Origin of the sequence: Acinetobacter terrae, assembly GCF_013004375.1 — a bacterium.
GTDB classification, from domain to species: domain Bacteria; phylum Pseudomonadota; class Gammaproteobacteria; order Pseudomonadales; family Moraxellaceae; genus Acinetobacter; species Acinetobacter terrae.
In genome coordinates this window covers 67768-89421 of sequence record NZ_JABERI010000035.1, presented here as the reverse complement: position 1 = coordinate 89421, position 21654 = coordinate 67768, and the positions used below count along the sequence as shown (strand labels likewise).

The window sequence follows — 21654 nt, the reverse complement described above, 5'->3', positions numbered from 1 at the left end:
CTATTATGATTTTCCTATTGATGGGTAAATTTAGCTGGGCGTTTTTCCACAAAAGCACGCATCCCTTCTTTCTGATCAGAACCCGCAAAAATTGAATGGAACACTCGTCTTTCAAAGCGTAGTCCTTCAGCCAGACTAACTTCAAATGCCCGATTAATCGACTCTTTAATCATCATGACAGCAGTCAGTGACTTTTCCGCAATTTTTTCGGCCGCTTGCAGGGTTTGTTCCAGTAATTCATCTTTGGCAAATACCCGTGCCACTAAACCACTTTGTTCAGCTTCCTGCGCACCCATGTGTCGCGCGGTCAGGCACATCTCCATGGCTTTGGCTTTACCAATAGCCAAAGTTAAACGCTGTGTCCCCCCAATCCCTGGGAGTACACCCAAGGTCACTTCGGGTAAACCAAATTTTGCATTATCAGCACAATAAATAAAGTCACACATTAAAGCTAATTCACACCCGCCACCCAAAGCATATCCGCTTACAGCTGCAATCAAGGGCTTACGACGCTGGGCAATACGATCAGCCAGGCTGAAAAAATCATCCAGATAGATTTGTGGAAAGTTTAAGTCCGCCATTTCTTTAATATCGGCGCCGGCTGCAAAAGCTTTTTCTGAGCCAGTCAATACGATACAGCCAATATTTGGATCTTTTTCTAGCTGGTCAAGCGCTTGATTGACTTCAACAATCAGCTGGTTGTTCAGTGCGTTTAAAGCTTGCGGACGGTTTAAAGTAATCAGTCCCACACCGTTACGTTGTTCTAATAAAATGGTTTGCCACTGCATGAAAATATCCTTATTTAATTATAAACTGCGTGCGATCACTAGGCGTTGAATATCACTGGTGCCTTCATAAATTTGACAAATGCGGGCATCACGATAAATACGCTCAATCGGAAAATCTTTGAGATAACCGTAGCCGCCAAAAATTTGCAAGGCTTTAGAGCAGACGCGTTCCGCCATTTCTGAAGAAAATAGCTTGGCCATTGAGGCCTCAGTTAAACAGGCTTCACCGGCTTCTTTTTTACGTGCAGCATAATGTACCAATTGTCGTGCAGCTTCAATTTCAGTCGCCATACTCGCGAGCCTAAAAGCAATGGCTTGCTGTTCAAAAATAGGTTTGCCAAAAGCAACCCGTTCATGTGCATAGCGTGTAGCCTCTTCTAAAGCAGCACGGGCAAAACCCACCGCTTGTGCAGCTATGCCAATTCGCCCACCTTCCAGGTTGGCAAGCGCAATTTTTAAGCCTTCACCTTCTGCACCCAATCTTAAGCTTTCATGAATCCGCACATCGGTTAGAGCAATTTGGCAGGTGTCTGAAGCATGTAGGCCGAGTTTTTCCTCAACACGAATCACTTCATAACCGGGGGTATTTCGTGGCACTAAAAATGCACTGATCCCCTTTTTACCCGCGCTTGGATCGGTCACCGCAAAAACAATAATCATCCCGGCATTATGCCCCGAGGTAATAAACTGTTTAGAACCATTAATGATGTAGTGTTCGCCATCCTTGATCGCACGAGTCTTAATCGCGGCTGCATCCGAACCGGTATGAGGCTCAGTCAAAGCAAAAGCCCCGATCATCTCGCCCTGTGCTAAAGGCACTAAAAATTGTTGTTTCTGTTGTTCTGTACCAAACTTCAAAATCGGCACACAGCCCACAGAATTATGCACACTCATAATCGCCGAGGTCGCACCATCTGCGGCCGCCACTTCTTCTAGCGCAAGTACATAAGCCAGTGTACCCGTACCCGAGCCACCCCATTCTTCAGGAATCAGCATCCCCATAAAACCCAACTGCCCCATTTGAGCTAAGGCATCTTTAGGAAAGATACCTTTTTGATCCCACTCTCCTGCATAAGGCTTAATTTGTTCCTGGGCAAAGCTTTTTGCCATATCCTGAATCAGTTGTTGTTCTTCCGTTAATTGCATCGACTATTCCTTCCATCTATCTGTTCAGTATTTGTTTCCGTTAGGCCTGTAGAGCTGCCTGAGCTTGCTGTTTGTTTATTTCTTGATTGCGCAGCAAGAAACGCTGAATTTTGCCACTTGGTGTTTTAGGTAATTCGGTCACGAATTCAATCAGGCGAGGATAGGCATGTGCAGACAAACGTTTTTTCACAAACTGACCTAGGTCATCTGCAAGCTGCGAAGTGGCTTTAAAATTATTCGCCAGAATCACAAAGGCTTTAATCACTTCAGTACGCTCTGGATCAGGTACGCCAATCACAGCTGCCTCAACCACGGCATCATGCTCGAGCAAGGCACTTTCCACATCAAATGGACCGACCCGATAGCCTGAGGTGGTAATCACATCATCACTGCGTCCGACAAAACTCATACTGCCATCTTCATGTATTTCAGCCGTATCCCCGGTTAAATAATAGTGACCAAGAAATGGAGATTTACGGCTTTCTTCATAGCCAGAAAACCACATCATCGGGGATTGACTGATATCAATCGCGAGAATCCCCGGAGTATCTGCAGCTAACTCCAGACCCTGTTCATCGACGACTGCAATTCGATAACCGGGGCTGGCAAAACCTGCCGAACCTACATGAACCGGATGTTCCAGTGCATGATGATTACACACCACCATGCCGACTTCAGTTTGGCCATAATGATCATAAATAGGTGCATCAAGGACATCTTTAAACCAGCGGATCACTTCTGGGTTTAAAGGTTCTCCTGCACTGCTGACCACACGCAATTTACCGCGCAACTGCGCCATCTGGGCAGGATCAGCCGCCATCATCATGCGGTAGGCAGTAGGTGCGCCGGCAAGATTGGTGATGCCATATTCCTTGACAATTTCACAGACACTTTCGGCATTAAAACCGCCTTCATAAAACAAGGTTGAATGTCCTAACAATAATGGTCCGGTAATACCGTAATACAGACCGTAAGCCCAACCCGGATCGGCAATATTCCAAAAAGCATCTTCAGGGCTTAAACCGACGGCATTTTGCATATAGCCCGCAAAAGCAATCAGCGCTTTTAGCGGTACTTTTAAGGGTTTCGCCGGTCCAGTGGTACCCGAGGTAAACATCAATAAAAATGGCTCATCTATATTGAGCATTTCTATTTCACAAGCTTCAGCTTGACGATTCAATACCGTCCAAAAACTGAGATCTTGCGGATAGGTTTCTGCTTGGGTTTCGGCATGTACCGTGACAATCGCTGGACAATGGCTAATCTCGGATAATTTGTCCCGATTTGCCAAATCGGTCACCACCAGTTTGCTCTGGGCAAGGTGAATACGATGTTCAATCGCTTTGGGACCAAAGGCGGTAAACAAAGGTTGATACACTGCACCGATACGCCAGGTCGCCAAAATGGTAATGATCAGCTCGGGCGTACGCGGTAATAATCCGGAAACGCGGTCACCTTTGCCAATCCCCTGAGATTTTAAAAAGTTGGCAAATTGACTGGAATATTTTTTCAGTTCGCGAAAGCTATACTGTTCTTTGCGACCATCTTTACCGTACCAAAATAAGGCGATCGCATCGGAATTGGCATGGCGGTCACAACACTCATAACAGGCATTCACCGCCTGCGTTGATCCGGATAAAAACTGACTTGCAACCGTATTTAAATCAAAATCTTGAACCGTTTTTTGATAATTTAGCATTTTCAACCTCAGTCTGAGTTTATAGTTATTACCGACAGGGTATTTTGATGGAGCGTCTCCTTGCCCCATCATGATGATTTAATTCTTAAGCAGGTTGTGTGGTGTATTGATGCATGATGCTAGAGAAATCCAGATGGGCATCCCCTTCCTGACATAACTGCTGATACATTTTTTGCACCAGATGACCTAATACCACTGGATGCTCAACTTGTTCTGCTGCTTCAACGGCTAGCCCCAAGTCCTTAAGCATCAGTTGGGCCGCAAAGCCGTCTGTGTAGCCACGCGAAGCTGGTGCGTTATCACAAATGTGTGGCCATGGATTATAAATTTCTGAACTCCAGCAACGTCCGGTTGAGCTATTGATCACTCCTGCTAAAGCTTGAGGATCAATCCCTAACTTCACGCCCAGTGCCATGCCTTCTGCCACCGCAGTCATGGAAATACCCAGAATCAGGTTATTGCAGATTTTTGCAACTTGCCCGGTACCGACATCACCACAATGGACCAGATTTTTACCCATCAGGCTGAGCGTGGGTTGAATTGCATTAAACGTTGGTTCATCGGCACCAACCATAAAGGTCAAAGTGCCATCTTTGGCACCCAGTGTTCCGCCAGAAACCGGTGCATCACAAATGCTAATCTGTTTAGCACGACCTGCTGCGGCAATGTCTTTAATGGTTTGTGGATCAATCGTACTGCTGTCGATACACAAACTTCCCGCTTTGAGTACAGCAAGGACACCGTTCTCACCAAGATAAACGTCACGGACATGCTTGGCTGCAGGCAGCATGGTAATCACCACATCCGCCTGTTTTGCTGCAGCTTGTGGGCTTTCACACACGACTCCGCCCGCTTCAGCGAAGTGCTGCAAAGCAGCTTCACTCAAGTCAAAGCCAAAAACGGTTTGTCCAGCTTTAAGCAGGTTTTGTGCCATGGACCCGCCCATGTTGCCTAAGCCAATAAATGCGATCTTCATATGAGCACTCCTTAGCGTAAGCTGATCGTGGTATTGACACCGCTGCTTTCTTGACTCTCTTCAAACCAGCGACTGGTAATGGTTTTGGTTTGAGTATAAAACTGTACCGCCTGTTTACCATACGGGCCCAAATCACCCAGTTTAGAACCACGTGAACCGGTGAAGCTAAAGAACGGTACTGGCACTGGAATTGGAATATTGATTCCCACCTGACCAATATCAATACTGTTCTGGAAAGTACGTGCTGTCGTTCCACTTTGGGTAAATAGACCGACACCGTTACCAAATGGATTGGCATTAATTAATGCGATTGCTTCTTCTAGGGTATCGACATGAATAATCACCAGCACTGGACCAAAAATTTCTTCTTTGTAAATACGCATCTCCGTCGTGACCTGATTAAAAATCGTTGGGCCGACAAAGTTACCTTGCTCATAGCCCTTAACTTGAACGTCTCGACCGTCCAGCAGCAATTCAGCGCCTTGTTCAACACCACTGTTAATTAAATCAATCACCCGAGCTTTGGCACGTGCTGAAATCACTGGTCCAACATCAGTATTCGGCTCATGTCCGGCATTGACCTTCAAGGTTTTGGTTTTAGCCACCAATTCATCGACCCAATGTTTGGTTTCACCCACTAGAACTGCCACAGACAAGGCCATACAACGCTGTCCTGCTGCACCAAAAGCTGCACCCACTAAAGCATTTAAAGTTTGTTCCTTATTCGCATCAGGCATGACGACAACATGATTTTTTGCACCCATCATCGACTGAACACGTTTCCCGTGTTGCCCTGCCAAGTTATAAACATGGGTTCCGACTGCTGTAGAGCCTACGAAAGAAATTGCCTTGATATCGGAATGCGTACACAACATGTCTACCACGTCTTTGCCACCATGTACCACATTGAGCACACCCGCCGGTATACCCGCCTGAATTGCCAGCTCAACCAGCATCAGGGTAGACAGGGGATCTTGTTCAGAAGGCTTTAATACAAAAGTATTACCGCAAACGATGGCCATTGGGAACATCCACAGTGGAATCATTGCTGGGAAGTTAAAAGGGGTAATGCCTGCACAAACCCCTAAAGGTTGTTGAAGCGTATAGGTATCCACACCACGTGCTACACCTTCAATATATTCACCCATTTGCAGCGTGCCTATTGAACAAGCATGTTCCACAACTTCCAAACCGCGCTGGATATCTCCCTCAGCATCGGCAAGCGTTTTTCCCTGTTCAGCGGTCAGGACTTGAGCGATGCTTTTTGCATTTATCCGGATCAAGTCTTGCAGCTTAAGCATAATTCGCATACGTGCCTGAATCGGGGTATGGCGCCAGCTTGCAAACGCATTCTGTGCTGCAGCAATGGCAGCATTAACTTCTTCACGAGTCGCGAATGGAACCTTTCCGAGTACTTCCTGAGTCGCAGGATTGACAATGTTGTGCCACTCGCTGGTTTGTGACTCAACAAACTCACCATTGATCAGCAATTTAGCCGTGGTTAATTCGGTATTTTGATGGGGTTGATGAATAGCGTTCATGGTCACTCCGTGATCATTGTTATTGTTGGTTGCCTATGCCTGACTGGCTTTATCAAACGTACGTTTTTTTACGCTGTTTCAGCAGACTAACAAAGAAAACTTTGACCACCAATGGAAATTGCTGCACGATGGTTGTGCAAATATGCACAGGGATTTAACAGGACGTTAAAAGAACATGAAAGTAGATTGGGATCATTTACGCTTTTTTTTAGTATTGGCTCGTGCTAAAACGCTCACCAATGCCGCGCGCTTGATCGGTGTTGAACACAGTACCGTGGCGCGTCGCATTCAGGCTTTGGAGCAGACATTAGGAATTCAACTTTTTAAGCGCGAAGCGACAGGCTATGAATTAACTTCTGAAGGCTTGGCGCTGGTACCCCGTGTGGAACAAATGGAACAGTCGTTTATCCAAATTGATAAACCCCTTAACCCCTTACACGGCAGGGTTCGGATTGGTGCACCGGAAGGTTTTGGAACTGCATTTTTAGCGCGTTTACTGGCCGAGTTTTCTCAGCACTATCCTGCATTAACGATCGATTTAATTCCCGTTCCGAAAGCAATTAAACTGTCACACCGTGAAGCAGATATTGTCATTTCCATCGACCGCCCCAAATCCGGCCCTTATATCATTACCCGACTGTCCAATTACTGTTTAAAGCTGTATGGTAGTAAAAATTATTTACTGCAAAACCCGAAAATTAATCGTGTAGAGGATTTAGCCCAGCACCGTTTTGTTGATTATATTGATGATCTAGTCTATAGCTCTGCGCTTTATTCACTGGAACGTTTGCCACTGCAAGTAAGTGCCTGTTTTCGCAGTAACAGTATTCTGGCCCAGCAAATTGCCGTCAGTGCAGGTGCCGGATTGGCCATTTTGCCGAGATTTCTGGTCAATGATAAAACCGAACTTGAAGAAGTCCTCAGTGATCAGGTGAGCTTTACTCACACTTTTTGGATGTTAACCTTAGTTGACTTACAACATGAGCCAAGAATCAAGTTGGTATGGGATTTTTTACGTAAACAGGCTGATGTTCAGCAAGAGCTGTTAATGGGCAAATAACGAAAATATTTTCTCTTTTGATTGTGATTACTAAAATAGAAACTATAGCTTATGCAAATATAAGATTATTTTCTTAGGCTATTCTTATGACTATTGAGTAGTATGAAGTTATTCTTTCCATTGATGAAAACTACCATATAAATTATATTCTTGATCATTGTAAAAACTCTTTAAAATTATTTCACTAGAAGTCTCTATCCTCTTATCATTTGTCTAATAAAAAGAGACTTTCTGTGCGTCATTCTTATCATATTGAAAAACATTATATTGAACGCGCAGGTTGGCTCCGTGCAGCTGTACGGGGGCAAATGACAGGATTATTTCTGTAACCAGCCTAGTCGTGGGAATGGCAGCAAGTGGAGCTTCGCCCCCCTACTCTGTTGGTGACCTGTGTAGCGGGATTAATCTCTGGGGCAGCATCGATGGCGGCCGATGAATATATCTCCATTAAATCACAACAAGACATTGAAAAGAATGCTCTTGATATGGAAGCACGCGAACTAAAATGCCATCCTGAGCCTGAACTACAAAAGCTAAAAAATTTTTATATACAACGTGGATTACAACACGCTTTGGCTGAAAAAGTCACTAAACAACTCACTGCACATAATGCATTAGATGCCCATACACGTGATGAAATTGGCATCTCAAATAGAACATTGGCTCGACCTTTACTCGCGGCAGCACCCTCAGTAGGATCATTATTTCCTTTAATTGCAATCATCGTTCTTTCAGAATCTTATCTTGATAAAGGTATTATGGTAGTCGGCATTATAAGTTTAGGCTTAATGGTGGTCTTAGCCAGTTATGTGGGTGGTGTCTGCATATGGCGAGGTTCAGTTCGCGTCATGATCTGGGGCATTATCGCTATGTTATTCAGTTCTTTGGGTAGATTCATTATTTAATGTTACAGCAGCCTAAAATTTAGCGATGGTTTCAAAATTCTAAGGTAGCCATCCGAATACTACCTAACTTGGTAGAAACTTACAGTTATGCTCAGTAGATTGGTAAATAACTTAATATAGATAGCATCAAAAATTCTTCATCAACTGAATATTAAGCTCCCTGCTAAGTAGTGAGCTTTTTTTGTCATGAACATTTAATTTACAGATATTTTAAAGTCTGTTTATTCAGATTTATCACAAGAATAATCCAGATATTCAACACAGTCGTATTTTGCTTTATTCGCGCTTAGACGAATTATTTTAATTTTAAGCTACATTCCTATACAAACGATCAAACTCAACCTCTCATAAGCAAATAGACGTAAATAGACGTAAATAGACAGTGTATTCTTATACAATCGGTCCATTTTTTGATCATTTTCTGATTGATTTGCATCAATGAGAAAAAATTCATTTATTCTAATCTTTATTATTTTCTATTTTATTGAGAAGTTTTTTATAAAAAATAAGGTTCATTTGGTGGGATATTGGAATAATCAAAGTAGACTAAAAATATAAAGCCAGAGCGTTTTGTATAGGGATGATATTTTTCGATTTTGTTTACATCAAACGCTATACACAAAAGTGAGTTACTGGTTTTAGCTCAAAAAAAGTGTAGCAAATTGCTACACTTTTTTTATTTTATTTGATCAGCATTTTTTTCAGCAAACTTTCCAGTTCTTGTAAGTTTTGATCATCAAATTCACTCATTTTTAATGACACTTTTAAGGTGTTGTGATCAAACTTGATATTACCTGCGACTTTTCCATCATATTCAATTTTATGCACGATTGAAGTTTTAATCGGTTCTTTAGTCTCTTTCGACTTTAGAATTTTTTCCGCCAATAATGCCAATTTTGTTTGTTCAACTTCTTTTTTCAGTAACTTCGCCCAGGCTTCTAACAGAGCTTTTTTAGCATGGTTAGAATTCTCTTCATGATCTGATAAAAACTTTTTTACTGCCGTGGCTGCAGTACGTGCCAACAATGTCGGTTGTTGCTCTAAATCATCAATCAGTTCTTGAGGTAATTTTTCAAAAGATAAATATTTATACATATCCTCACGGTTCATGCCCAAGGACTTTGCCAGTTTTTGCTTATTCTTTTTTAATTTTTCATTCAAAGAACTCAAACCGACATAGATTTCATAATCGGTTAAATCTTCCCGTTTTAAGTTTTCCGCTAAAGTTAACAGTGCTACATCTTCATCTGATGCATCTATAACAATCACTTCGATGGTACTTTTATTGAGAACCTGATGCGCTTTCAGACGTCGTTCACCAGCGATCAACTCATATTTGTCCTGTACGCGTCGTACTGCAATCGGTTGTAGTAATCCAATTTCTTCAATCGAGGTTGCCAAGTCTTCAATATCTTGTTGATTAAAGATTTTTCGTGGTTGATTGGGACTAGGCTGAATATCTGTAATTTGTACATTCCGACGCAGTTCTTTCACATCATTGACATGCTCTTTTTGAGCTTGTTGATGCTTTTGAGTATTTTGCTGTAAACGTTGTGCCAACAGTTCTTTAGTACTTACCATAATATTCTCAGCATGCTTTTATTCAACACGATTAACAATTTCTTTCGCTAGTTCTTGAAACGCTTTACGAACTTTAGCGTTTTTATCTACACTCAATAATGGTTGTTGCAAAATTGCGGCTTGATTAACCTTAGTACTCATCGGAATTGTGGTTTTTAATAATTCACCGACCTGGCTTAAAGCTTCATCTCGGATCAGTTTACACACGTTTTGACGTTCATCATGTTTAATCAATAAAGCGCCTAAAAGTTTTAATTCAGGATTAACACGTCTTATTTTACTTAAATGGTTAATTAAGTCAGTTACACCATATAAGCCATATTGTGAACCTGATTCAATCGGTACCATGACATGTGTCGATGCAGCCAATGCATTACTGGTGAGAAGTTTTAGGCTTGGAGGACAGTCAATCAGGATGAAATCATATAATCCTTTTAACAATTCCAATTTAGTCGCCAGTTCTTCAGAGGGTCTTGGAGAATCATCTTTGAGTTGATCTTCAGTTTTACCTAATGTTAGAGAACCATAAATTAAAGAAACATTTTTGAAATTGGTTTCTTCTTCTAAAGCTTCAGATAACAGACTTAAATCACCCACCAGTAATTCAGCAGAAGTTGTTTCAACTTCACTTGGATGTCTGGATCCGATATGTAGACTTGCGTTTGCTTGGGGATCTAAATCAATCACCAAGACTTTGTTGCCCAAGTCTGCCAGTTCTGATGCCAGATGAACTACAGTGGTCGTCTTTCCGCAACCACCTTTATGATTTGCCACAGCAATGATTTTAGTCGACTTACTTGTCATAATAGACCTCGTTTGAGTTATTGTAATATAAAGAACTTTGTAGCAACTTGCTACAGCTTCTTTACGCTACGTTGAAGTTATAATCTGAACTTGAATAAAAAACAAACAGATTCTTTTTTTTATTAAATATAGCTAGCTAATTATAATTAGTATTAATTTATATAATTAGTTAATTATAATTAGAGCACTTTTTTACTATTAAAAATCAATATCTTATGATTTTAAAGGTGGAAGGTTTGTCACTGAAAAGTGGAAGGTTTGTCACTGAAAGGTGGAAGACTTGTCACTGAAAGGTGGAAGACTTGTCACTGAAAGGTGGAAGAGCTGTCACTGAAAGGTGGAAGACTTGTCACTATGGTGGAAGACTTGTCACGGAGTTTAAATAAAGCTTGAATTTAAACTATAAAATTATTTAAAAACAGGTTCTTAATCTGTTGATAAGTTAGTTTATTTGGCTTTAAAGGTGGAAGACTTGTCATTTTAATATTTTTATCCTGTGGATAACCTGTTTGTTCGTAATTTCATCAAGGATATTGTCTGTTTTCATTTCTGAGCAGGCTAAAAGTGGAAGGTTTGTCACTGTTAAGGTGCATTTTTAATTATTCTTTCCACTTTATAGGGTGGTTTGGCGCATTTTTTGGCTTTCTACGCACTTTCAAAATGATTGAGAAATACTAAAAGTGGAAGGTTTGTCACTAAAAAGTGCAATACTTGTTTTATTTTCCACCTTAAGTTTAAAAAGTGTTTTAAATAGCAAAACAAAGTGACATGGCTTCCACTCTTAGCCTTTGCTTTGATTGCTTGTTGTTCATTTCTGTTTAGTGTCGAGTTAAAAGGGTGGATAATTTGCATAGGATTCCACTTTTGTGTATAACATGTAGAAAAGTACTTTTATTTTCCACTTATGAACAAGCTGAACGAAAAAGAAGAAATAGAATATTTACCTTATTGTATTGGGAATATTCGCCATAATGGAGTGGTCAGTACCAGCAACCGCCTGATTCGACCGATTGAATTGTCATCCAATGAGTACAAAGCGCTCCTTTATGCGATGGCGGTAGCGAATTACGGTGAAAAAAATAATCAAGATCGTGAAATTACCGAGCAAACCTATATTTATTTGCATAAAGATGATTTAGGCGAGTTACTCGGTTTAGATAAAAAAAATTCCATTAATGTCGCAATAGACCGGATCTATAAAGAGCTGTCCTCCCGGGTTGCCCATTTTGTCATTGAAGAACCTTTAGATGACAGCAAACGGAAAGTAAAAAAAGTACATTCTGTAGTGCCTATTATTCGGGAACTGCGTTGGGAAGATGATGCCAAAAATGCCTTGCAGATTCGGTTTACCAGTGAAGTGCTGCCTTATTTTACCCGTCTGGCAAGCGGTAATTTTACCACCTATCAATTAAAAGATTTATTTGCTTTAGACTCGGTGACCAGTATGAGTCTGTATTCTTACTTTATTAAAAATGAGTTCAAGTATGCCAATCAGGACACATACGAAGTTGAACTGTCACTGGAAAACATCAAAGCATTAACTGATATTGGCGAGAAGAAATATGATCGTTGGGTTGATTTCAGACGTTATGTGTTAGATAAAATTGTTGAAGAAATTAATGATAGAACCAGTCTGAAGCTGGAATATGACACCATTAAGAAAGGACGGCCTATTGTCGGTGTCCGGTTTAAAATTACCAGTGGGCATATTGAGGCGGTGATTCCTCAAAGCAATGAAAATACCCAAATCTATCTGGATGTGGATTTTGATGACAACGCCATCGTGAAAGAGCTGGGTGCAAAATTCGATATGACGGTTCGGTCTTGGTATATTCACGCCAATGATCCGAATTATAAACAGTTCAGCAAGTGGTTTAAAGCTGAAGGCTGTTTAACCGATTCTCAAGCCAACCTGATTGTAAACGATATTATGTTTCAAATGGATTTTGCTGTGGCCGGCGTATCGATGAATGATTTCAAAAAAGAAATGAAATATAAGCTAAAAAATGATCCTGCCTTTGTTCAGGGAAATCGCGAACGTTTGAACGAGATTTTCGGCAAAGAGATTATTTAAAAGGTGTAGCAACTTACTACACATTTTATCGTGATAGATACAACTCAATTGAGCTTATCTCTTTAAGCACCGAAATTGAAACGACAAGTTATGTCACATGGGGAGAGGCTATGAATAATCACGCTAAACTCCCCCCAGTATTAAGCAACAAGTGTATGGACTTCGAATGACCCAGGTACAACTGCAACAGCTACAAAAACAACTTTGAAATATTGCCAATACTTTACGCGGAACCATGGGGGCAGATGAATTTCGGGATTACATTCTGGGGTTTATTTTCTTTAAATATTTATCGGAAAAGTCGGTTAATTTTGCCAATGAATTGCTGGATGGGGAAGATCTCAGTTTTCTTGAGCTGGATGAAAGCAACCCTGAGCATGTGCCTTATATCGAAGAAATCAAAAAGAATGCCATTGCCGAAGTCGGTTATGCGCTGACCCCGAAACAGCTGTTTCATACCCTGGCGCAGCGTGGTCGTCAGGGCGAGTTTATTCTGGATGATTTAACTGCGACTTTAAAATCGATTGAACAAAGTACTTTGGGCACCGATTCTGCCGATGACTTTGCCAACCTGTTTGAAGATCTGGATCTGAATTCGACCAAGCTCGGCAACAACGCCAGTGACCGTAATGAACTGGTGGCCAAGGTGCTGAGCCATTTAGATGATATTGATTTTGACATCAGCAATACTGAAGCCGATGTACTGGGTGATGCCTACGAATACCTGATTGGTGAGTTTGCATCAGGTGCCGGCAAAAAAGCCGGTGAGTTCTATACCCCGCAAACGGTATCGACTTTACTGGCCAAGATTGTGACCCAAGGCAAAGAGCGTTTACGTTCAGTCTATGATCCGACTTGTGGTTCAGGTTCGTTGTTGCTGCGGGTGAAACGTGAAGTCAAAGATGTAGACATGATTTACGGTCAGGAAATGAACCGTACCACTTACAACTTGGCGCGGATGAACATGATCTTGCATGATGTGCATTTTGCCAAGTTCGACATCAAGCAGGAAAATACCTTAACCCGTCCGCAGCATCTAGAGCACAAATTTGATGCGGTGGTAGCCAATCCGCCATTTTCAGCCAACTGGTCAGCCGATCCGTTATTTTTACAAGATGAACGCTTTGCGGCTTATGGCAAACTGGCGCCAAGTTCCAAAGCCGATATGGCTTTTGTTCAGCACATGCTGTATCAACTGGATGAAAACGGCACTATGGCGGTGGTGTTGCCGCATGGCGTGTTATTCCGTGGTTCCAGTGAGGGCGTGATTCGTCAGTACCTGATTGAACAGTTGAATGTGGTGGATACGATTATTGGTTTACCGGCCAATATTTTCTATGGCACCTCGATTCCGACCTGTATTTTGGTGTTGAAGAAAAACCGTGAGCATACGGGCAATATTCTGTTTATTGATGCCAGTAACGGGTTTGAAAAGCAAAAGAATCAAAACAAGCTGTTGCCTGAGCATTTGGACAATATTATTGCGGCATTTAAAAACCGCCAGGACATTGAGAAATATGCACATGTAGCAACTTTACAAGAAGTCAAAGACAATGATTACAACCTGAATATTCCGCGTTATGTCGATACTTTTGAAGCAGAAGCTGAAATTGATTTAGATGTGATTGCCCAACAACTGCAACAGCTTGAAAAAGACAGTCAAAAAACCGATGCCGTGATTGCGAATTTCTGCAAAGAGCTAGGCATTGCTTCACCGTTTGCAGAGGTGAAGTAATGACTGCACCAAAGTTACGGTTTAAAGAGTTTGATGGGGAGTGGTCGCCTTATGTCTTAAAAGATTTTGTATCTTTTAGAAAAGGGAAAGGTATTTCAAAAGCTGATATTTCAGAAGATGGTATTAATGAATGTATTCGATATGGCGAACTCTACACAACTTATGGTCAAGTAATCACGAAAGTTCAATCTAAAACGCATGTATCTAAATCTGAATGTGTCTTAAGCCAAGCTGGTGATGTTCTTATTCCAGCATCAGGTGAAACACAAATTGATATTGCAACTGCTTCATGTGTTCTAAAAGAGGACGTTATTTTAAGTGGTGATCTGAATATTCTTAGTCATAAAGAAAATGGAGAGTGGTTGGCGTATTACCTTAGTTCAGCGAAAAAGTTGGATATTGCTCAATTAGCACAGGGTAACTCCGTAGTTCATCTGTATTCATCACAACTCAAAGATTTAAAAATTAACAAACCGTCTAAAGCAGAACAAACCAAAATCGCTGCTTTTCTTTCCACCGTGGATGAAAAGATCAGTCAACTCAGCCAAAAACATCAGCTGCTCAGCCAATATAAACAAGGCATGATGCAAAAGCTGTTTAGTCAGAAGCTTCGTTTTAAAGCGGATGATGGTAGTGAGTTTGGGGAGTGGGAGGAAAATACAATTCAGTATTTTCTTGATCAAAATTATATTATTGATCAAATGGATGGTAATCATGGTGAGCTATATCCCAAGTCTGAAGAGTTTAGTGACTTGGGTATTCCATACATTGGTGCAACAGATTTTAGTAATGGAACGGTCTGTTTTGCAACTTGTAAGCGGTTGCCTTTAGAGTGAGCTTTAAAATTTAAAAAAGGCATTGCTAAAGATGGCGATGTTTTATTTGCACATAATGCAACGGTTGGCCCCGTGGCTATTCTTAAGACAAGTTTTGAATTTGTTATCTTAAGTACTACAGCCACTTATTATCGTTGTAACTCTAATAAACTGATCAATACATATTTAAAAAATATCTTAGCATCCGATTACTTTAAAAAACAGTACACAGGCATTATGTCTCAGTCCACAAGGAATCAAGTGCCGATTACGACACAGAGGAAGCTAAAGTTAGTTCTTCCTTGTCTAGAAGAACAAACCAAAATCGCCAATTTCCTATCTGCCGTTGACCAAAAAATTGAAGTTGTAGTTCAGCAAATTGAACAGGCTAAAACTTGGAAAAAAAGCTTGTTGCAGCAGATGTTTGTTTAAATATTTTTAGCCAAATTCAATTTAGGGTTTGGCAGTTTTATTATTTGAGTTAGGGGCAAGAATGCAGGATTTAGAAGATCAACTCATTCAAAAGTATGAAAACATTTTATTAAAGGCTCAAAAATATAAAATGCCTGAAAGGGAACTGACGATATTTGATACTGCTCTTAGAAATCATCACGAGAATCCGACTACAGAGCTATTATCTTTTTTTCTAGATCCTAATGAAAAGCATCACCTCGGGACTGCATTCTATGATGGTTTTATTCAAGCAATAAAATCACATGATGAATATGCCGATTTTGATTTTGGTCAATTATTAGAAATTAGAACACAGCAAACTACAGATAAAGGGAATCGTATAGATTTATGGTTTCAGACAGATACTGCATTGGTCGTTATAGAAGTAAAAGTCTTTCATCATCAAAATAATCCATTTAAAGATTATGTGTCTTGGGGCAATAAACAGCTTAAAAAATTAATATCGCAAAAGCAGAGGTCTGAAGAATCGCCTACTGAAATTAAATTGATTCCTATTGTGCTATGTCCAGACGGAAAATGTGATGAAAGTGATTGGCTGGGAGTCTCGTTTGCAGAGTTAACCTCATCAACGAGAACATATTTGGCACCAAAATTTATAGATAATCCATTTAATAAATGGAGCATATTTTCACGCGACTTTTTATTACATTTAGATAGCTTTATAGAATTATTGGATACGAATATGGAAAGTTTGAACTTCGTTGTTGATCATATGCAACAAATTCAAGAATTAGTCGAACTAAGAGAAAATGTTTACCAAGAAATAATTAACCATATTAATAATGAACTTCAAATAGCACTAGGTGAGGAATATGAGCCTTTTGTGAGAAGACATACTTGGGATGGCACACCAGCTTTGCGTTTTATAGGAAATAATTGGAAAGATTGGTCAGATTCAGTCTTGAATTTACATGTTGCAACTCATCCAATGAGTTGTGCTGTTCATATGTATGTTCAACACCCTACACCAGACATTGTTAAAAAAGTTGAACAAGTATTAAAAAAAGGAACTCATTCCACTTATGAGTCTTGGTATGGAGGTAAAAAAGATGAATATTGGGCGGCATCTTGGCAGTTCAAGCAATTTGAGTTGAAAGAAGTTACGCAACTCATTGTGCGCAATCATAAAATTCTAAATCGTGTTGAACTAGAGTGGAAATAAGTAGTCTAAAATAAATCTAGATCTTCATAAGGTGTATAAATGCAATTATATCAAACTCAAGCACAGACATTAGTAGAACTAACCGAAGATCCTTTTCGTTTAGAAAGGGAAATTCAAACCCTGTTTGAAAATAATTTATACAGCTTTACGGGTCTGGAATTTATTAAATCTGAGTTTACGATTAAAAATAATCGTATCGATACTTTAGCTTTCGATCCTGAAAGCCAGGCTTTCGTAATTATCGAATATAAAAGAGAGCGCAACTATAGCGTAATCGACCAAGGTGTTTCTTATCTGAATCTCATGCTCGAATATAAAGCGGACTTTATTGTTGAGTACAATGAGAACCAGAGTAAGCATCTTAAACGTCAGGACGTGGATTGGTCCCAGAGCCGAATCATTTTTGTTTCGCCCAGCTTTACCGACTTTCAAAAACAGTCCACTAATTTTAAAGACTTAGGCATTGAGCTGTGGGAAATCAAACGCTACAAGGGTGGAATTGTTTCAGTCAATTCATTACAGAAAGCCAAATCAGCCCCTTCGATCAAGCAAGTGCAAAAGTTTGAGTCTGAAGACATTAAAAAAATTGCCAAAGAAATCCAGCAATATGATGAAGCCTATCATCTCGCTGATAAGTCTGATGACATTAAAGAGCTATACGAGCAATTCAGGGACTCAATTCTGGGCTTAACCACCGATTTAGATGTTCATCCCAAGAAAATGTATATTGCTTTCCGTAAGGGTAAACGGAACTATGTCTATATGAGTATTGGGACAAAGCAAATCCGCATCTGGCTGAATATGCCTTTTAGTCAGCTTGATGATCCAAAACAGCTCACTAAGGATGTGACCAATATTGGTCATTGGGGCAATGGTGATTGTGAAGTGATCGTGTCAGATACAGAAAATTTAGAATATATCCTGAGTTTAATTAAACAAACATTGAAGTGAATAATTTAAGATTTTATGGGGGGAAAGGGAATGACGGTACAAAGCGAATATCAACTTGAAAATGAACTGATTGATCAACTCAAACAACTGGGTTATGCATCGGTAACGCTCAAGGACGAAAGCCAGCTACTGTCTAACCTGAAAACGCAGATTGAACGTGCCAATGGTTTACAACCTTTATCGCAAGATGAATGGAAACAGGTGATCAGTCATTTAAATTCCGGCACCGTGTTTGAACGTGCCAAAAATCTGCGTGACCGCTTTCCTGTGAAGTTTGATGATGGTTCCAGTCGACATATCGATTTCCTGTTCAATGATGCTTCCAAAAATATCTATCAGGTGACCCATCAAATTACCATTGATCATCGCGATCATAATGGTCGTACCAGCCGCTTTGACGTGACTTTGTTGGTCAATGGCTTGCCTTTGGTTCAGATTGAGCTGAAAAAGCGCGGTATGGAAATTGCCGAAGCCTTTAATCAAACTTTGCGTTATACCCGTGAAGCCTATTGGGCAGGGCAGGGCTTATTCAGTTTTATTCAGCTGTTTGTGATCAGCAATGGTGCCAATACCCGTTACTATTCCAACGGCACCAAACATATCGACTTTGCCTTTCCTTGGGCAGGGATCGACAACAAAACCATCAATGAAGTGGTCAAGTTTACAGAAGTGTTTCTGACCCCGGCACATATCACCGATATGATCAGCCAATATATGGTGATGCATGAAACCTCTAAAGAATTGATGGTGCTGCGTCCTTACCAAATTTATGCGGTACAGAAGATTGTCCAGCAGGTACAGACTTCAAATCGAAATGGCTATATCTGGCACACCACAGGCTCGGGTAAAACCCTGACCTCGTTTAAAGCCAGCCAGATCATCATGAAAATGCCGGATGTGGAAAAGGTATTATTTGTCGTGGATCGCAATGATCTCGATACGCAAACCTCAAGAGAGTTCAACGCCTTTAAAGCCGACAGTGTGGACAGTACCGATAGCACGCATACCTTGGTGAAACAGCTCGATCAACGGCATGACAAACTGATTGTTACTACCTTGCAAAAGCTGAACCGCGCGATCAGCAGCGACCGCTATCTGGAATACATTGATTATCTGAAAGACCAGAAAGTAGTGTTTATCTTTGACGAATGTCATCGTAGCCAGTTTGGCGATACCCATCAAAACATCAAGAAGTTCTTTAGCAATGCCCAGATGTTTGGTTTTACCGGAACCCCGATCTTTGCAGAAAACAGCCAGTCCAAAGCCGGTTTAAAGCTCACCACAGATCATCTGTTTAATCAGTGCCTGCATCAGTACGTGATTGTCGATGCTATTCGGGATCGTAACGTGCTGCAGTTCCAGATTGATTATCGTGGAAAATACAGCAGTAAAGGTATGCAGACTAATGAGTCGTATAATGAAGATGTCGAAGGGATTGATACCCAAGAGCTGTATGATAATCCGCAACGTCTGGAAATGATTGCGCGTTATATTGTCGATACCCATCCGACCAAAACCCGCAATGGCGAATTTACTGCGATGTTCTGTGTCAGTTCCGTGGCTACGCTGACCCAATACTACGAGATGTTTGAAAAGGTTCAAGCCGCCAAACAAATTGAAGATGAAGCACAAGGTCGACTGTTCAAACCGCTGACGATTGCCACCATTTTCTCTTATGGCGCCAATGAAGCCGTTAATACTGAAGATCAGAATGGCTTGATTGAAGAAGAAGCCGCCGATGTACCCACCCAGATTAATCAGTCCAATCGCGATAAGCTCGACCGTTATATTGCCAACTATAATGTCCAGTTTGGCACCAACTACAATTCAGGTGATGGCTTTTACGCCTATTACCGCGATATTGCAGAGCGGGTGAAAAAGAAGCAGATCGATATTTTAATGGTGGTCAATATGTTCCTGACCGGATTTGACTCCAAGCCACTGAATACGCTGTATGTCGATAAAAACCTGAAATATCATGGTTTGATTCAGGCTTTTTCTCGCACTAACCGGGTCTATAACGACAAGAAGCCTTTTGGCAATATTATCTGTTTCCGTAATTTGAAACGGGCGACCGATGAAGCACTGGCGCTGTTCTCGAATAAGGAGAGCAGACAGATCGTACTGGTGCCAAGTTTTGAAGACATCAAAAAAGACTATGAAAATGCAGTAGCAAAGCTCTTGGCGATTAGTCCTGACTATCAGGCCGTCGATGCACTCTTGACCGAAGAGGATCAACTAGCATTTATCAAGGCTTTCCGTGAAGTGATGCGTTATAACGCGCAGTTACAAACCTTTGTGGAATATGATCAGGATCAAACCAAGCTCGATAAACAGCACTTTGCTAACTTTGCTTCTAAATATGCAGACTTGTGCCGTGATCTGCGCAAGACCACCACCAGAGAAAAAGTATCGGTACTGGATGATGTCGATTTCCAGCTGGACTTGCTGCACAGCGACCGGATCAATGTCGGTTATATCCTCAACCTGTTGCAACTGGCGATTGATGCAGGGGATGATGAGAAACGTAAGAAATACGAAGCACAGGTCTATGACCTGCTGGGTAATGACGTGAGTCTGTATGACAAGCAGGAACTGATCAAGAAGTTCATTAATGAAAACCTGCCCAAAATGATCAATGGTCAAAGTGTGCAAACCGCTTTTGCAGCATTCTGGGATTTCGAAAAAGAACAGGCCTATCAACACATCTGTGAAGCAGAAAACCTCAAGCCTGAAGTGATGAAACAAGTACTGGATCATTACCAGTTCACCAAACGTTTGCCACGTAAGGAAGAACTGAAAGATTTGCTGAACTATAAGGTGAAGCTGTTTGAACGGGATAATGTATTTTCAAATCTGCTGGTGAAGACACGGCAGTTTATTGAGAAATTTTATGTCGGGATATAGATTATAAAAGACTTTCAGAAATCGTCATTCTGGTCATAGCCTCTCAATTTATTCACTTCAAATGGCTGATCACGTTTAAAATGAGATCAGCCATGGGTTATGGATTAATTTAACAGTTTAAGTAGTGCGTGGGCTGTTGCCTCAGAAGAAGCTGGATTTTGTCCAGTGACGAGCAATCCATCAACCTCAACATGCACTTGCCAATCATCCACTTTGGAATAATTCCCCCCATTTTCCTTAAGCACATCTTCTACCAGAAAAGGAACTATTTCAGTCAGACCCACTGCAGCTTCCTCGCTATTGCTAAAACCTGTGACTGACTTACCTGCAACTAACGGTTTACCCTGTTCTGTTTTAACGTGACGAAGCACTCCAGGCGCATGGCATACAGCGGCAACAGGTTTACCGATCTGAATAGCTTGTTCGATCAGGGCAATTGAATCTGTATCTTCTGCTAAATCCCATAAGGGACCATGACCGCCTGGATAGAACACTGCATCAAAGTCAGCGATAGAAATTTCGCTCAGTTTTTGGGTATGAGCAAGTGCCTGCATGGCAGCAGAATCTGCTTCAAAACGATGCGTTGTTTCAGTCTGAGAATCGGGTTCGTTACTTTTAGGATCGAGCGGTGGTTGCCCCCCTTTGGGAGAGGCTAATGTCACTTCTGCATCGGCATCGATAAAGGCATAATAAGGTGCTGCAAGCTCTTCAAGCCAGAATCCTGTCTTCTTGCCTGTGTTGCCAAGTTGGTCATGTGATGTAAGAACGACAAGAATTTTCATATTGTTTACCTAATGGTTGTACTTTTAAGTTCTACTGAGGTGCGGTTAGTTCATAAAGTAATACCCTTAGACTACTTGGATCAATCAAAAAAAGATGATCTTTTTGGTAATGATCTGTACCGTAAATTTTAAAATATTCATGCATAACTTATGCATGAAAGATATCGATATAAAAAGCTTTTCGCTACCAGTTCAGGCGACTTAAACAAACTTTAAATCCGATTGCTGCAGGAGCCTGTGTACTTGCAGATAAA

General features: G+C 41.0%; 15 protein-coding genes and 2 pseudogenes. 9 read left to right on the top strand and 8 right to left on the bottom strand.

Annotated features, from left to right (window positions below; translation table 11 throughout):
* Positions 1 to 14: 14 nt before the first annotated feature.
* The 5 genes from HLH14_RS13375 to HLH14_RS13355 form a co-directional block, all read right to left on the bottom strand.
* Positions 15 to 788 carry an enoyl-CoA hydratase gene (locus HLH14_RS13375; protein ID WP_086194102.1) on the bottom strand — a complete coding sequence of 258 codons (774 nt, stop codon included), beginning with the start codon at positions 786 to 788 and terminating at the stop codon, positions 15 to 17.
* Positions 789 to 806: 18 nt separating this feature from the next.
* Entirely contained in the window at positions 807 to 1934 is a 1128-nt protein-coding gene (locus HLH14_RS13370) for an acyl-CoA dehydrogenase family protein (RefSeq protein ID WP_086194103.1), read from the bottom strand.
* A gap of 40 nt (positions 1935 to 1974) precedes the next feature.
* Positions 1975 to 3633: an AMP-binding protein gene (locus HLH14_RS13365; RefSeq protein WP_131271686.1), complete on the bottom strand. Its 1659-nt coding sequence runs from the start codon at positions 3631 to 3633 to the stop codon at positions 1975 to 1977.
* Between the two features lie 85 nt (positions 3634 to 3718).
* Entirely contained in the window at positions 3719 to 4609 is an 891-nt protein-coding gene (gene mmsB / locus HLH14_RS13360; RefSeq protein WP_086194105.1) for a 3-hydroxyisobutyrate dehydrogenase, read from the bottom strand.
* A gap of 11 nt (positions 4610 to 4620) precedes the next feature.
* Entirely contained in the window at positions 4621 to 6150 is a 1530-nt protein-coding gene (locus HLH14_RS13355; RefSeq protein ID WP_131271688.1) for a CoA-acylating methylmalonate-semialdehyde dehydrogenase, read from the bottom strand.
* A gap of 175 nt (positions 6151 to 6325) precedes the next feature.
* On the opposite strand from HLH14_RS13355, the gene HLH14_RS13350 reads away from it, so the two are divergent.
* Entirely contained in the window at positions 6326 to 7210 is an 885-nt protein-coding gene (locus tag HLH14_RS13350; protein WP_086194107.1) for a LysR family transcriptional regulator, read from the top strand.
* Positions 7211 to 7443: 233 nt separating this feature from the next.
* Positions 7444 to 8131, top strand: a pseudogene (locus HLH14_RS13345) (VIT1/CCC1 transporter family protein).
* A 665-nt stretch (positions 8132 to 8796) separates the two neighbouring features.
* Here the strand turns inward: HLH14_RS13345 and HLH14_RS13340 are convergent.
* Positions 8797 to 9696, bottom strand: coding sequence for a ParB/RepB/Spo0J family partition protein (locus HLH14_RS13340; protein WP_086194108.1), 900 nt, complete (start codon positions 9694 to 9696; stop codon positions 8797 to 8799).
* Positions 9697 to 9714: 18 nt separating this feature from the next.
* Positions 9715 to 10500 carry a ParA family protein gene (locus HLH14_RS13335; protein WP_086194109.1) on the bottom strand — a complete coding sequence of 262 codons (786 nt, stop codon included), beginning with the start codon at positions 10498 to 10500 and terminating at the stop codon, positions 9715 to 9717.
* A gap of 904 nt (positions 10501 to 11404) precedes the next feature.
* Here HLH14_RS13335 and HLH14_RS13330 point away from each other — a divergent pair.
* The 7 genes and pseudogenes from HLH14_RS13330 (at position 11405) to HLH14_RS13300 (ending at position 20618) form a co-directional block, all read left to right on the top strand.
* Positions 11405 to 12574, top strand: coding sequence for a replication initiation protein (locus tag HLH14_RS13330; protein WP_067724374.1), 1170 nt, complete (start codon positions 11405 to 11407; stop codon positions 12572 to 12574).
* Between the two features lie 211 nt (positions 12575 to 12785).
* Entirely contained in the window at positions 12786 to 14309 is a 1524-nt protein-coding gene (locus HLH14_RS13325) for a type I restriction-modification system subunit M (protein WP_328703907.1), read from the top strand.
* Positions 14309 to 14969 (top strand): annotated as a pseudogene (locus tag HLH14_RS13320) (restriction endonuclease subunit S); the annotation flags it as partial. The gene HLH14_RS13325 and the pseudogene HLH14_RS13320, both read left to right, overlap by 1 nt.
* A gap of 197 nt (positions 14970 to 15166) precedes the next feature.
* On the top strand, positions 15167 to 15556 hold the full coding sequence (locus tag HLH14_RS13315) for a restriction endonuclease subunit S (RefSeq protein ID WP_171533248.1): 390 nt from the start codon (positions 15167 to 15169) through the stop codon (positions 15554 to 15556).
* A gap of 61 nt (positions 15557 to 15617) precedes the next feature.
* Positions 15618 to 16760, top strand: coding sequence for a PD-(D/E)XK nuclease family protein (locus HLH14_RS13310; RefSeq protein WP_171533242.1), 1143 nt, complete (start codon positions 15618 to 15620; stop codon positions 16758 to 16760).
* A 39-nt stretch (positions 16761 to 16799) separates the two neighbouring features.
* A complete protein-coding gene (locus HLH14_RS13305; RefSeq protein WP_171533241.1) occupies positions 16800 to 17711 on the top strand; it encodes a DUF5655 domain-containing protein in 912 nt (303 codons plus the stop codon).
* 30 nt (positions 17712 to 17741) lie between these two features.
* On the top strand, positions 17742 to 20618 hold the full coding sequence (locus HLH14_RS13300; protein WP_171533240.1) for a type I restriction endonuclease subunit R: 2877 nt from the start codon (positions 17742 to 17744) through the stop codon (positions 20616 to 20618).
* 104 nt (positions 20619 to 20722) lie between these two features.
* On the opposite strand, the gene HLH14_RS13295 is transcribed toward HLH14_RS13300, so the two are convergent.
* The gene (locus HLH14_RS13295) at positions 20723 to 21400 is read right to left on the bottom strand and encodes a type 1 glutamine amidotransferase domain-containing protein (protein ID WP_086194112.1); all 678 of its coding nucleotides are present in this window, start codon (positions 21398 to 21400) and stop codon (positions 20723 to 20725) included.
* Positions 21401 to 21654 lie beyond the last annotated feature (254 nt).